At 44.2% G+C, this 13,423-nt stretch carries 9 protein-coding genes and 3 pseudogenes; 5 read left to right on the top strand and 7 right to left on the bottom strand.

What is annotated here, in order from left to right; all coding sequences use genetic code 11:
• Positions 1 to 127 precede the first annotated feature (127 nt).
• The 5 genes and pseudogenes from KDM89_RS18910 to KDM89_RS18930 form a co-directional block, all read right to left on the bottom strand.
• Positions 128 to 375, bottom strand: a pseudogene (locus tag KDM89_RS18910) (transposase); the annotation flags it as partial.
• A gap of 395 nt (positions 376 to 770) precedes the next feature.
• Complete coding sequence (locus KDM89_RS18915) at positions 771 to 2,879, bottom strand: peptidase domain-containing ABC transporter (RefSeq protein WP_212689485.1); 2,109 nt, start codon at positions 2,877 to 2,879, stop codon at positions 771 to 773.
• A 101-nt stretch (positions 2,880 to 2,980) separates the two neighbouring features.
• Positions 2,981 to 3,631 (bottom strand): hypothetical protein, encoded by a 651-nt coding sequence (locus tag KDM89_RS18920; RefSeq protein WP_212689486.1) that lies wholly within the window; start codon positions 3,629 to 3,631, stop codon positions 2,981 to 2,983.
• Between the two features lie 72 nt (positions 3,632 to 3,703).
• On the bottom strand, positions 3,704 to 3,994 hold the full coding sequence (locus tag KDM89_RS18925) for a hypothetical protein (RefSeq protein ID WP_212689487.1): 291 nt from the start codon (positions 3,992 to 3,994) through the stop codon (positions 3,704 to 3,706).
• Positions 3,995 to 4,167: 173 nt separating this feature from the next.
• Positions 4,168 to 5,466 carry an HlyD family secretion protein gene (locus KDM89_RS18930; protein WP_212689488.1) on the bottom strand — a complete coding sequence of 433 codons (1,299 nt, stop codon included), beginning with the start codon at positions 5,464 to 5,466 and terminating at the stop codon, positions 4,168 to 4,170.
• A gap of 521 nt (positions 5,467 to 5,987) precedes the next feature.
• Between KDM89_RS18930 and KDM89_RS18935 the strand changes: the two genes are divergently transcribed.
• Positions 5,988 to 6,260, top strand: a complete 273-nt coding sequence (locus tag KDM89_RS18935) for a transposase (RefSeq protein ID WP_212689489.1) — start codon at positions 5,988 to 5,990, stop codon at positions 6,258 to 6,260.
• 266 nt (positions 6,261 to 6,526) lie between these two features.
• On the opposite strand, the gene KDM89_RS18940 is transcribed toward KDM89_RS18935, so the two are convergent.
• Positions 6,527 to 6,832: a transposase gene (locus KDM89_RS18940; protein WP_212689490.1), complete on the bottom strand. Its 306-nt coding sequence runs from the start codon at positions 6,830 to 6,832 to the stop codon at positions 6,527 to 6,529.
• Positions 6,833 to 7,033: 201 nt separating this feature from the next.
• Here KDM89_RS18940 and KDM89_RS18945 point away from each other — a divergent pair, with 201 nt between their 5' ends.
• The gene (locus KDM89_RS18945; RefSeq protein ID WP_212689491.1) at positions 7,034 to 7,657 is read left to right on the top strand and encodes an IS110 family transposase; all 624 of its coding nucleotides are present in this window, start codon (positions 7,034 to 7,036) and stop codon (positions 7,655 to 7,657) included.
• 20 nt (positions 7,658 to 7,677) lie between these two features.
• Here KDM89_RS18945 and KDM89_RS18950 read toward each other — a convergent pair.
• A pseudogene (locus KDM89_RS18950) lies at positions 7,678 to 8,124 on the bottom strand (IS5 family transposase); the annotation flags it as partial.
• 463 nt (positions 8,125 to 8,587) lie between these two features.
• Here KDM89_RS18950 and KDM89_RS18955 point away from each other — a divergent pair.
• The 3 genes and pseudogenes from KDM89_RS18955 to KDM89_RS22595 form a co-directional block, all read left to right on the top strand.
• Positions 8,588 to 10,543 (top strand): hypothetical protein, encoded by a 1,956-nt coding sequence (locus KDM89_RS18955; RefSeq protein WP_212689492.1) that lies wholly within the window; start codon positions 8,588 to 8,590, stop codon positions 10,541 to 10,543.
• Complete coding sequence (locus KDM89_RS18960) at positions 10,540 to 12,267, top strand: hypothetical protein (protein WP_212689493.1); 1,728 nt, start codon at positions 10,540 to 10,542, stop codon at positions 12,265 to 12,267. The genes KDM89_RS18955 and KDM89_RS18960 overlap by 4 nt, the downstream gene beginning before the upstream one ends.
• Before the next feature lie 351 nt (positions 12,268 to 12,618).
• Positions 12,619 to 13,423, top strand: a pseudogene (locus tag KDM89_RS22595) (transposase); the annotation flags it as partial.

Consider the following 13,423-nt stretch of genomic DNA (forward strand, 5'->3'; position numbering starts at 1 on the left):
TGGATGACCGATTACAACGAGCAATGCCCGCATGATTCACTCAACGGGATGACACCTGTTGAATACCGACTGTTCCATCAGCCTCAAAACTCTGGTAATACCTGGCACTGATTAGGGGAGGTTTACACAAACCCGCCAGCTTGAGCAGGCTTTGGATGAAGCCGATGGTCTGGCTCAACGCCAGTCCAAACAGGTTTTTGATGGTCAGGCAGAATTGAATGGCGGCATCGCTATAGGTTTGCGTCCGTCCGCGCGTACCGCGTGGAGTTGCCTGCCATGACATGTTTGTGTCCAGCCAGACGGACAGAGAGCCACGTTGGATCTGTAGGCTTGCCAGTTGGTAGTGCGGTAACGTTTCGGAGCGGGCTTGGTCATGCCACTATCTTACCAAGCCTCGCTGGGGAAGCATTTGTGCAACAGCGCCGCCTGGTGCCGATCGAGCGACAATCGGGTTGATTACTACTCGAGCGCACTAAATGGCCGCAATCGTCGCCACCAAGTACCCCCCCACATCATAGCTTTGTTTGAGCGTTTACTTGCACGAGGTAAGAGTAAAAGCGCTCGGTGCCTGCATGCGTAAACTGATTCACATGCGCTTCGGCGTACTGAAAACGCAAAAAGTATCAAGGTGGGAGTATCAAAAAACTTAACCGGAAAGGCGGCATCTACAATTCACCTGACGGTGAACTAAATATCGAGGGAAACTCATTAAGAAAAGATCTTGATGAACAATTACAGACCCTTTAGCAAAGGGAAATCAACCTCGATATCTACACCAATCCGCGTATAGGTAGCGAGGAAGCTGGCCGCAACTCACTAGTAGTACCATCGAGTAAGATTACCACTCGCTCGGCAGCATTAATGGTCTCAGGGCGATGAGCAACCATAATTCTAGTAAGTTGTAGTTTTTTTAATGCATCATTCACTTTGCTTTCGTTGTCTACATCAAGATGGCTTGTTGCCTCATCCAAAGCGAGGATTTTTGGTTTTTTATACAAAGCGCGAGCTAACAATAAACGTTGTTTTTGACCACCAGACAAACTACTCCCCATATCGCCAACCAAGGTTTGATAGCCCATAGGCATTTTGATGATATCGTGGTGTATCGCGGCTAGTTGCGCACATCTTTCCACTTCAGATTGATTATTATGTGCATCAAAGAAAGCAATATTATCTTTGATGGAACCAGCCAACAATACATCATCCTGCATTACTGTTCCTACTAACTGACGATAGGCTTTTAACCCTAACTGTTGAATAGGGATATCATCAATCAGTACGTCCCCCTCGGTAGCCTTCAGCAATCCCAATATTATTTTGCACAACGTCGTTTTTCCGCAACCACTCGGCCCTACAATAGCTACGCTCTGTCCGGACTGAATTGTTAAATTAATGCCATTTAATATCCAAGGTTCGCCCTCACTATACCGAAATTTAACATTTTTCAGAGTTATGTTTGAATTAATACGAGATAAATCTGTCTCAATTGCAGAATCCACTTCTGCATCCTCTAACACAATATCCGCCAAACGCTCGCTATGTAACACAAGCATTTTTAGGTTTACTGCCAAATCAATTAAATTAAAAACACGCCCCGAAAACGTACTCGAATAACTAGAGAAAGCCATCAACATGCCAACCGATAGCGTTTTCGACATCACTTGTCCGGCACCAACATAAAACAAGGCTAGTCCCTGGATACCAAATAATGTAGTATTAACAATCTTAAAAAGAATAGCCATTTTTTGTGTTTTAATGTCGCGATTCTGCACGTCCATCTTTAGATTCAGCCAGCGAGCGCGGCGCTCATCTTCCCGTCCGAATAGTTTCAATGGAGATATTGCACGAACAGTTTCTAAAAAATGACTACTTTCTTTCGAGGAGAGGATGAGCCGCTCTTGGGATGCTTCTCTGAAAGGATGATATGATATCAAACGTATTAAAACATAAATAAAAACTACCACTAACACTAATAAGGAGAGCTTAAAGCTGTACACCAACATCATCCCAAGTGCAAGCAAAGCCATTAAGCCATCTAAAACACTCTCAACACACAAACTCGTCAAAGTATTTTGAATCACACCAATACTACCAAAACGAGATACGATATCTCCCAGATGTCGCTTCTCAAAAAATGAGACGGGCAAATGCGTTAAATGAGCAAAAACCCGCGCGCTCCATTGAAAACTAATGTCCATACTCCAACGCATCAAGAACCAGCTACGTGCCAAATTAATAGCTGTCTGCGTAATCATCAATAACCCAAAACCAAAGACCAAAACAGTCAATAGCTCTTTATCACCACTAACAATCACCTCATCAACAACAAATTGATTAAACAAGGGGGAAAAGACGGAGAAAATTTCCAATGCGAGCGCTAATAATATCACTTGCCCAATTGCTGGACGCAAGCCCACTATATGACCTGTCAACTCACTAATTTCGACTTTTTTACGTTCGCTCTTTTTCTGAAATTTAGCACTAGGAAATAACTCTAAAGCAATGCCGGTGAAATGAGCAGAAGCCTCTTGCAAGGTTACTTGACGCTCGCCTACGGCAGGATCAAGTAAAACTAAGAGAACTTTTCCGCGCCAACTTTTAACTACTTTTTTTAAAACTACAAAGTGATTTAAATTCCAATGTAAAATACTGGGAGTCTGAAGTTTTGATACCTCATCTAATTCTAACCGTAGCGGACGAGTCGATAAGTGTAACGATGCAGCATGACGCATTAATTGCGCCAATGTTACTCCCTTAAGACTAATCGAAAACCTCCTACGCAATTCCGGAAGGTCTGAATAATAACCGTAGTAGGACGCCACCATTGCCAGACACGCCAAACCACATTCACTTGATTCATTTTGTAAAATAGTTTTCATAAATTATTTATAAAATAAATCGCCCAACAATGAAAATTCAATTATTGCTTTACAAACATATCAAAATTATTGATATACATGAAATATTTAAAAAATTGAATTTATTCGTTTAAAATAGAAATCCCAAAATCTTCAGGTCGAGAGTCTCCAAAGGACTCACATGCCTTCTTACGAGCCACCTCTTCACCGGAGCAAAAAAAGATTGATGCCTTACCGTGTTCAGTCTTAACCGGCTCACGTGTTATAAAGATCCCGCCCATGTTATTTTTAGCATCATACATTTTTTCCAACATTTTTTGTGGAAATTTCCCGTTACTCGCAGTCACTATCTTCTTTATTTGCTTGTCAGTATCACCGTAATCCACTTCTCCAGATGCCGTATGTCGAGTTGAATGAATCATTAAATATGTGGGTGTTTTAGTAAGAGATGGTAGTAGAGTCCTTTCTTTTCCCATCAAAAAAACAAACGCACACGCTGACGCGCACTGCCCTCTTGCAAAGGTTTTTATTTTCCTGCTTTCAATCAGCAATCCAAGCTCTCTTAATATAATTACCGCCGATGAACTTGCGCCTGAAGACTGCCGAAATTCAAGCTCGCTTAGATGCTGATTTGCCATCATCTTTTCTTTAAATAATTTCAACTCTTCCATAGTTATATCGCCATTCCAAATGTATCGACTATAATTCTCCACATTTGCAAAAGACGAATTACATACCAACAAAAGAAAAATTATTCTCAAAATAAACATCATATCCCCTCCTAAAAATACAGCAATAAATCGTAGACCATTCTATCGAATGGCCTACGATTAATTTCTAATAAATTATGGTTTTAATGCATATAAACCAACAATGCACGCAGGACTCCCTAAGGCGCAACTATCTATAATCCCTGCAATTGCCGCTGTTTCGTTATCGAATTCATCTTTTTGCTCTTGCGTCCACTTTCGTTCCGAAACTACAACAGTATGCAATTGTGGATCTATCATTGGCTCACTTGGACAATCCCCTGAACCGGTATAATTCCCCATCGGATCGTATTCAGCACAAGAGCCGCTATCAAGTAAGTCACCGCCCGCAATTAAATTTTGTTCAACTTCAGAAAGCAATCTCATATTCAAATTTCCCTTACATTAGTTGATTAAATTAAACTACATCTTTCGATATAGCCACATCAATCACCGTGCTGTTTGTCTATAACTTAGAACGGTGTTTTCGATCTACACAGAATTGATTCTACGGTTCTGAGCAGTGCACGAAATTTAATTTTTCATTCACATCAATAAAATCAGTTAATTCTATTTGCTACTGCTAGGGCTGGCTCTAATATCCACTCCCAAATTTTTCTACTGTCTTGCAATACATCTGCCTCTAACGTCATACCAGGCTTTAGGACCTGTTTATGTCCATATGTTTGAATATTCTGCTTTTCTAATTTCACTCTGATACGGTATAGCGCTTCGTTTCCATTGAACCCTTGGATGTTTTGCTGTGCATTACTGAGAATAGTGCTTGCAATATTTGGTGGTAATTCGCTCGGGGCAAGCGGAGTTTTACTGATATCGACGACTGTACCTTTTTGAAGCCCAAACTTTTGATAAGGAAATGCCTGATATCGAATCAAGACATTTTGCCCTGGACTAATGAATCCCGCTGCATGACTGGGCGCATACAATTGCGCTTCGAGTTCCGCTTGTTGAGGGATAAGAGTAGCAAGAGATTGCCCAACCGCAACCGCCTGTCCTAACTGAAAATTAATTGTTACTACTACACCAGCTTCTGATGCTGTAATAAAGTTAGTTTTGCGATTAATGTTTTCGGCGATTTCTTGTTTAAGACTAGCTATACTACGATCAAGCTGAGCTTGGTCGTTTACTAGACTGTTAGTGAGATCGTTGTATTCTGCCTTAATGGCTAATTGATTCGCTGTCAGTTGCAGCTTATTTCTTTTTAGAGATGATAGACGGACATCTATATCGATTAATTCTTCTTGCTTTTGCTGTGACTGCGCGTCTGAAACATAACCACCATCTTGCAATTTTTGAAATTTACTTAGACTCTCATCCGCTAACAACCGGCGACGGTGCGCCAAACTAATTTCCTGATCAAGCTGAGACAATTCGGTTTCGAGATTACTCAAATGCAATAAGATCGCTTGCTTCTTTTGATTTGTTTGCAAAATACGTTGTTTCTGCTCCACCTCCAAGCTTTGCTGGCGAAATTCCAGTTGTTTAGCAATTAATTCCGATAATTCGCCTTGTCCATTATTGCGCTCCATTGCCAGTTCGAATAATACCTGACCCGGCTGAACCACCTCCCCTTCCTTGATAAATTGCCGTTTGATTATTCCTGCATTTGCTGCAACAACTACAACACTTCCCCCCTTCGGAGACGTAATTCCGACAATACGGGCTTTCTTGCTCACATCTCCAAAGCAAATAAAAGCAATCAAACCTACAGTAATTAATGTTGTAATTATAACAATAATCCATCCAGAAATTGGCTGCGCTAAATGTATTGAGCCCATCCATTGCTGACCTTGTGATTCAGCAACTTCACTGCGAAACAAAATAGATTTCTCTTGCATTTATATGATATTAAAGATAATACGAAAATCATTTACTTAACATTTTTTACACATGTAATCTATCACAATATTTAATATATTTAACGAGAATTTCACATTTACAACAAATATGATTTTTTGGTAGGGATTTTTACAACTACAAGCGAGTCCTCACCAAAGCAAAGCATAAGAAAATATAAGCATGCTTGCTCGATACTTTGCCGCGTTCAATTTGCTCCTGATCTTAATGATGTGCAAAGGTAGCCAGCCGGTCATAGGGCCCAGTAAAACCAAGGCAAATAGTTCGGCATGCAGTTGCTTGATGGATCGTTGCGAATGCGACTTCTTACACTCGTTGGCTAGCCATTGTGCAAATTTGACGGCGTACTCATCAAGTTACTGGGCGAATGTCGAGGTAGGTAAATGGTTTCGACAATACCGAGCTTGAGATTCCGTAGAACTGTTTCTGGACGATCCGGTGCGCCGGGAAATCTGTGGTGGTCGAATATACTCGGACACTAATTTAGGCGAGAATACTCGCCATGGAGAGGTGTTTGACGAACAAGCAAAGACACACATTTTCTACTGAATTCAAACTGCAGGCAGCCTGTCTGGTACTGGATCAGGGATACAGCCACGTGAAGGCAATTCGGTCAGTCGGCATTGGTGAATCGGTGCTGCGACGCTGGCTACAGCAGTTGCAACTGGAGCGACAGGGGGTATCCCACCGGACAAGGCCATCAGACCAGATCAACAGCGAACACAGGAACTTGAGGCGCGCGTTGAGCGTCTTGAGCGAGAGAAGGCCATTTTAAAAAATGTATGGTCTGCCCCGGATTTTGCAAGCATGTTTTTGTTAAATTGAGAATAACGTTTTGCGTCAATGTATCCGGCCTATGTTTGGAAATGACTATTTCCTGGCCTTGATGGAATCCGCACGCACCTTTCCTCATAAAGCGTGCAGTCATTGAAGACTGCTTTTTTAGTCAGGCTTAAAGTACGTCGGTCAACGGTTTTGTCATCAACAATTACGGCTCGCAAAAACCAGAGGGTGTTACTACGGTACTGCAATAGTGCTTCGTTATGCGTTTACAGATTCATACGGGAATGGTCGATAGTTTTCGCCACCAGTAAGGACTTTCCTGCATATCCGTACGATCTTGTTTGCCAATGCAATCAACGCAACGTGGGGATGGCTACGCCTCTCAATCTCATAAAGCCACTGCCCCATTCGCGACTGATCGCGCTTCATATGAATCATAAGCGCTCGCGCGCCCTGGATCACCAGCATTCGCAGATATCCGTTGCCACGTTTGCTGATACTGCCAAGATTGGAATTGCCGCCAGTAGAATATTGTCGCGGAATCAGGCCTAGCCAGGCTGCCATATCGCTGGCCTTACCGAAAGCTTGACCACTTGTATCTTGTTCTTCGTGGCGGTTAGCTACTGCCGCACGAGGCGAAGTGAGTTTGGTTGACCACTTAAGGCATTGACCTTCCTTTGTAGATTAAACCCTTCGCCTCACTTCTTTCGCCAAATCTGACACTGAACGGTAGCCAAGCGCTTTGACCCTGTATGCACAAGGCAAGTGGGCGAATTAGGCTTTTTACAGGAAGAATTGTTTATGTTTTATCTCGGTATCGATGTCGCTAAAACTAAACTCGATTGCTATTTACTTACCCAGCTTGAACCACTCAAAGGCAAGGCCAAAGTCATCGACAATACAGCCCAAGGGCTCGCCGATTTATTGGCTTGGTTGACTAAAAATCATTTACCGCACCACCAGCTGCACGTCACGATGGAGGCCACTGGCGTGTATCACGAACTGGCCGCCACACTACTGCATGATGCTGGCGTTTGCGTCTCGATTGCCAATCCTGCGCAGGTAAAATATTTTGGCCAAGGCCTCGCAGTGCGCACCAAAACTGATGGCGTTGATAGCCAAGTTTTGGCGCGTTATTGTGCGATGATCAAGCCTGCTACGTGGATGCCACCACCGCCTGAAGCCCGCATTCTAAAAGGGCTTCTGGCTCGTCGAGAAGCGATTTTGCAAGACCTGTTCCGCGAACAAAATCGGCAAGAAAAGGTCGAATCTACGGTGACACCCGAGTTGATTCATCAATCCATTAACGACAGCATTGCCTTTTTAAATGCCCAGCTTACAAAGCTAAAAACCAAATTAACGACCATATCGACCGCTATCCTGGCCTGAAAAAAGATCCAGAACTCATTTCATAAATACCGTCGAAGCAAAATTATAGAGAAAGCCAGATGAACAAAGGCTGTGTATCGCTCTGCGCAATAGTCCCATTTGGTCAGTACCCTTTTGAATTTATTCAGCCAGGCAAACAAGCGTTCAATTTTCCAGCGGCGTTTATACCGGCGTAATGCACGACCGTCCTGTGTCGCAGCACGTTTTCGATTGCATTTGTGTGGCGCAATCAGTTCTATTCCCATTTGTGCCAGCTTTTGATCGAGCGGATCACTGTCGCAGGCACGATCCCCGACAAGTCGTTCGGGTCGTCCCAGCGTGATGGCTTCAGCGAGCGTAGCTTCGACAAGGGTGACTTCATGTGGGCTAGCAGAAGACGTGTACACGGCGAGTGGAAGACCATGAGCGTCTGCAATAACCATGAGCTTCGCACCTTTGCCCCGCTTGGTTTTTCCGATTTTTTGGCCCCTTTTTTTGCCAGCACAATGCGATTAATCACGGCTGATAGCTCATTGGTTCCATAGAACTCTTTATCCTGGCTATTTACATTCAACCCTTTATATCCCACTCAAACTCGACTCTCTTTGGCCAAACCTTGGTCGCCGATTTCTCAAGCTACTATTGCACAGGGGTGGAACTCCAGGACTTCAAACATTTACTTCTCAAAATCTCAGACATTTACTTCGGAGATCTATTGCAAACTTGGTGTTGATTTTCATATCATCATTTACCAAGGATAGATAATTTGACACTGTGTAAAACACCATACAATTCCATTAAAGCTGTAGATCATTCGCGTGAAGTTAGTCATCATGGTTGGAAGTAAATGTTGTACATGTGTGCGGTTTCAAGACTTCTCACATTTACTTCTCAAAATTTCAAACAATTACTTCGGGGGGCTGGAGAGCTTCTTTAGCGAGGAGGATTAACTTGAGTTGCAATGCTAACCCGGTATCATCGGATATATCTATTATTGCCGAACTGGCACAGAGACTACAAAACGAAGGGCAACCAAATCTTCGTTTGGAGCTCGCCCCAGAAGAATTGCCCGCAGATATAAATTTTCCAGTAGGTTGCCAGCTCGTAGATGGGGCAATTGTGTTTGAGTCGTTTGAAGTACGAAATACACTCATCGCGGTGGCCGCTTTTGACCGTTTGAGTATCTCATCTTGCATCGACTCGAGTGCACTCTTCGGTAAAGCCTACGAATTGTGGCGTCATGAGATCGGAAATAACGACAAGGCCGCAGGACGTTTGCTTGCACTTGCATCTAAAAGCATCGATATCCTCGCAGCTGGAGCAGCGCTGATTCGGTCGGGCTCAAATGTTTTCCAAATTCTGCGTCTTATAGAAGCGGCATTACCTTACTTGACCAACCTTGAACCGGCATCAATCATTGATTTGATTAATGCAAAATATGAGCCAACTAAGAGGGACATGGCGGCTGGGGTGATAAATGGCGCTCTAGAAGAGTGGTTAGAAAAAAATCCAACCATCGCATTTAGACTCCATACCAAAACTTTAGAAAATCTAATCGAGTCTAATTCAAGCTTACTTAGTAACGCTATTGTTGCGTTATCCAAGTCTAATTATGCAGCAGCTGTCGCAATGGCTAAAGTGGATGCGCAATCCGATGTTTTATTACAAGCAGAAAGTGGAACCTGGACACTTGGCCGCCTGCTCCTGAATGATCAAGCTGAGCCTAAAATTTTAAATGCTGCAGTAGAAACGGTGGCCAATTTAATCGAGAGTGAACAGCATGACATCAGATCCCAGGCGATTAGAGCTGCCGTGGGTGCAATGCATAAACTAGCTGCATTTGACTTAATTTTAGGGAACCTTGCAGAAAATGGAGACCAGGTCGTACTTTGTGCCACAGCTACGGCCATATTCCTAAAGAACGATGAGTTTCATGAGCGAGGAATAACAAAGTACTGGCTCCGGTTACTGCCAGCATTAAAGCCCGACTTCAAAGGTGCGATCCAAGAACTAGACTACGCGTTATCGAAGCTGCTCTCTGATCCAGAGTATGTCTCGACAGTCATAGCTTTACTGAACCAATGGGTTGCTAACCACGGACACCAAAGCGAGATTGGGACTAATTCAGCGGAACTCTTCAGTGATACTTTAAGTAAAATTATAACGCTCGAGGACGTGTGGCGAAATTTAGTGACTGATTGGTTACTAAGCGATAAAAAGGAGCATCCTAATGCATTAGCAGGGATTCTTATAAAATATAGTGATATTAAAATAAAAAACTTACGCTTTGATAAGGGACGCCTAGATGAACTCTCAACCAACGACCTCATGTTCCTTGCAAGACGAATGCTTGGATATGTCCATGATAGAGCACAAGTAACGTCACTAGCCATATCAATGCTTGAATCAAATAATGCAGACAGTCGCATTTACCCTTTACTGCGGACGTTGCTTGTCGATGAAATTGGCTACGACTATCCTCAAAGTACAGCCACTGCGCTTCTGGAGGCCGCTGAAGAGATGCTCTCAACAGACGATCGAGACTTCTTGCGAATGCTAGCAAAAATAATCAACCAAGCGACTGAAACGTTAGGTTCTTTACCCACAATCAGCGAACTTCAACCATCAACAAAGCTGCGCAGACTTTTTAGTATAGCGCGTACAAAGCAGATGAATGATTCATTCGAAGAAGCTAGCAAAAACTCAATTTTTCGAAAGATTGCTACTGAGATCCCCATTAAAGCGGGTATGGGAACATTCAGCTACTATGGCTCTAGCTACGGCCCTTCCATGAAGTTACATTCTATTTCTCATTCAGTTGAATTACCGAGGCGCGAGGTTTTCGACCCGATCGGTAACTCGATTCGTCGACTGGGATTCATACTTGCTAAGCGAGGTGAATCATGAGGCTAATCATTTCACAGTTTCTTCGCACATTACGAGAACGTGATGAGTTTGATCGCCTACTACCTGAACTGCTGTTAGAGATGGGCTACGTACCAATTGCAAAGTCCCAGACTGGTGTACGGCAGCACGGAGTCGATTTAGCAGCCATCGGAAAATCACCAGTCAGTGGAGAAGATGAGATGCTTTTGCTTGTCATTAAACAAGGAGACCTCGGGCGGCGCGATTGGGACAACGGCGAACCGACTTCAGTTCGACAAAGTATTAATGAATTGTTGGACATCTATCTAACCAAATTTGTCGCGCCAGAGCACAGTGGGCTTAAAAAGACCATCATCCTTGCGACAACCGGGGATTTAAAGCAGGACGTCGAAATAAATTGGACCGCATTCAAAGAGTCTAACGCGATGAATGCGGGGTTTGATTTTTGGGGGGCAGATCGTATCTCGGACCTGGTCGAGCGGTATCTTCTGAACGAGGCCATCTTTGATCTAACCGACAGGTCGGATCTCCGAAAGTCACTTGCGTTGGCAGCCGACCCTGAATACGATTTCCGTGATTTGAATCGTCTACTGCTTCGTCAATTTGGTTTGACACCAGATGGCAAGGCCGAAAACCCGGATATTAAACCTAAACATTTGCAAAAAGCGTTTCGACGCGCGCACCTCGCTGCGCAGCTCTGCGCGCACTGGGCTCAAGAAGATGGAGACTCACGGCAAGCGCTTTGGGTCAATGAACAAGTCCTTCTATGGGCGTGGCACAGAGTTCAGCTCATGAACTCAGAAGATAGGCCCAAGCTCTACCACGAGATTGCGGCGATGTGGCGCTCGTATTACGAGGCAGCCGCAAGGTATTTTGGAGTAATCAGCCCTCATCTTCATATTCAAGATGGTATGGCGGGATATGGTAGGGAGGGCGCTGAATTTGCGGTTGTCCTTTTCGAGCATATCGGGTTAATTGCTTCGATTGGCCTCGCCTATTGTCTAGGCCTTAGCAACAACGAAGAAGCAAAATCGGAGGCAGTAGCCAGTGTCGCGGCAGTGGCAGATGGTTTGTGTGCGTTAATTAAAAACCATGCGGCAAGTGCTTCACCTCGTCTTGATAGGCACATCATTGATATCACACTGGCGCTAACGTTTCTTGTTTTTGCGGGACGTCGTGACGAGGCGAAAAACTGGGTAGTAGAGATTGCCGTACGACTAGACTACTGCTTTAAGTCGAGGGCACGCTTCCCTATCTCTACAGATTCGCTTGAGGATCTAGTGGATTTTGAAGTCAACCCGACAGATAGGAAATTGGCTGAAAAATTAATGTCAACATCATGGTCCCTTGCGACAGTAGCAGCTTGGTGCCTGATTTTAGAATTGGATGAATATTACGCCCTGCTTTCGCGTGGAGCTTCTGATCCATATAAAAATGTTTGCGCTCAATTGTGGCACCCGACAAGTGGATGGCATACTTACTGGTACTTCACTGGATCTCTTAATCTGGGCGAATCCGAGGCACCGTACTTACTGCCTCCGTCCCCTGAAGAAATGCGTCAAAGAATGAACACGTTTATTAGCCTAGACAAATATGACTGGGTCAATTCCTCACCAAGTGTTGCAGTCAACACCTGGGCTATTGATTTTATTGCCTGCCGACATTTTCGAATTCCTGTTCCTGCATCGGCGTGGTATCGCCTCATGCCAACAGCGGATCACTGTCGTATGAACGATCCCCGATAGATCGTTCAGGTCGTAATAGGACAATGGTTTCAGCGGAGATTGCTCAGAAAAGTGGGGAACTCACGAATGCAACGCCTACTCGGCAAGAGGAAGATAATGAGCATCAGCAATAACCATTCGCTTTGTTCCCTTAACCCGCTTGCCGTGTCCAATTTTTAGGCATTTTTTCCAGAACAAAGGTCCTGTCGATAAAACAATCTTGCAGAAACCCACTGAAATCTGGCACTTCCCGGGAAACTGGAAGGCTTCAATATTTGAGAGTACGGCGCAATAAACAAATCAAAATATTCTCATTGTAACCCTCCCGTAAAATCGCACCATGCATAACCAGAGTTCATGAGGCAAACTGAGATGCCAAAGGAGAGCAAATATCGTAAGAGCCGGTTTACCGAAACACAAATCATCGGAATTCTAAAGTCTGTCGAAACTGGCCGTTTAGTGAAAGATGTTTGCCCTAAGCATAGCGTTTCCGAAGCTACGTACTAGCAGTGGAAATCGAAATATGGTGGTATGGAGGCAGCAGAAATCAAGCGTCTGAAAGACCTCGACGAGGAAAATCGCAAACTCAAAATGATGGTTGCTGACCTGTCACTGGAGAATCATGCATTTAAAGAGGTGATCGGTTTAAAGCGCTGACCCCGGACCAGAAGCAAGATTACGTCAGGCAGTTGCAGGAGGTTGGTTTGAGTCAGCGCCAGGCGTGTAAAGCGATGGTGCTCTCGCGCTCCACTTTGAATTACCAGCCGAAGTACGTGATGGATGACGACATCATCGCCGCTTTACAAGAGCTGGCCGAACGATTTCTTGAACGGTGATTCGGGAAGTACTTTCAATTACTCAGACGACGTGGTCATTGCTGGAATCATAAAAAGGTAAATCACGTATATCGCAAGCTAAAAATGAATCTCGGGCGCATTTGGAAGAAACGATTACCCAGCCGATACCACTAGCCACTAGCCACTAGCCACTAGCCACTAGCCACTAGCCACTAGCAGTATCTGACGAGATAAACAAAAGCTGGTCGATTGTTTTCATGAGCGATGCACTATGGTGCGGCAGACGCTTCCGTACGCTGAATGTGGTGGACGATTTTAATCGTGAAGTACTGGCGATTGAAATTGATCTGAATTTACCTGCATCGCGTGTGATTCGTGTG

Origin of the sequence: Cognatundibacterium luofuense, from assembly GCF_018139685.1 — a bacterium.
GTDB lineage: Bacteria > Pseudomonadota > Gammaproteobacteria > Burkholderiales > Burkholderiaceae_D > Undibacterium > Undibacterium luofuense.

Coding starts and splice junctions, on each gene's coding strand:
- KDM89_RS18915 (WP_212689485.1), bottom strand. CDS start 2,879: ATGAAAACTATTTTACAAAATGAATCAAGTGAATGTGGTTTGGCGTGT.
- KDM89_RS18920 (WP_212689486.1), bottom strand. CDS start 3,631: ATGATGTTTATTTTGAGAATAATTTTTCTTTTGTTGGTATGTAATTCG.
- KDM89_RS18925 (WP_212689487.1), bottom strand. CDS start 3,994: ATGAGATTGCTTTCTGAAGTTGAACAAAATTTAATTGCGGGCGGTGAC.
- KDM89_RS18930 (WP_212689488.1), bottom strand. CDS start 5,466: ATGCAAGAGAAATCTATTTTGTTTCGCAGTGAAGTTGCTGAATCACAA.
- KDM89_RS18935 (WP_212689489.1), top strand. CDS start 5,988: ATGGAGAGGTGTTTGACGAACAAGCAAAGACACACATTTTCTACTGAA.
- KDM89_RS18940 (WP_212689490.1), bottom strand. CDS start 6,832: ATGGCAGCCTGGCTAGGCCTGATTCCGCGACAATATTCTACTGGCGGC.
- KDM89_RS18960 (WP_212689493.1), top strand. CDS start 10,540: ATGAGGCTAATCATTTCACAGTTTCTTCGCACATTACGAGAACGTGAT.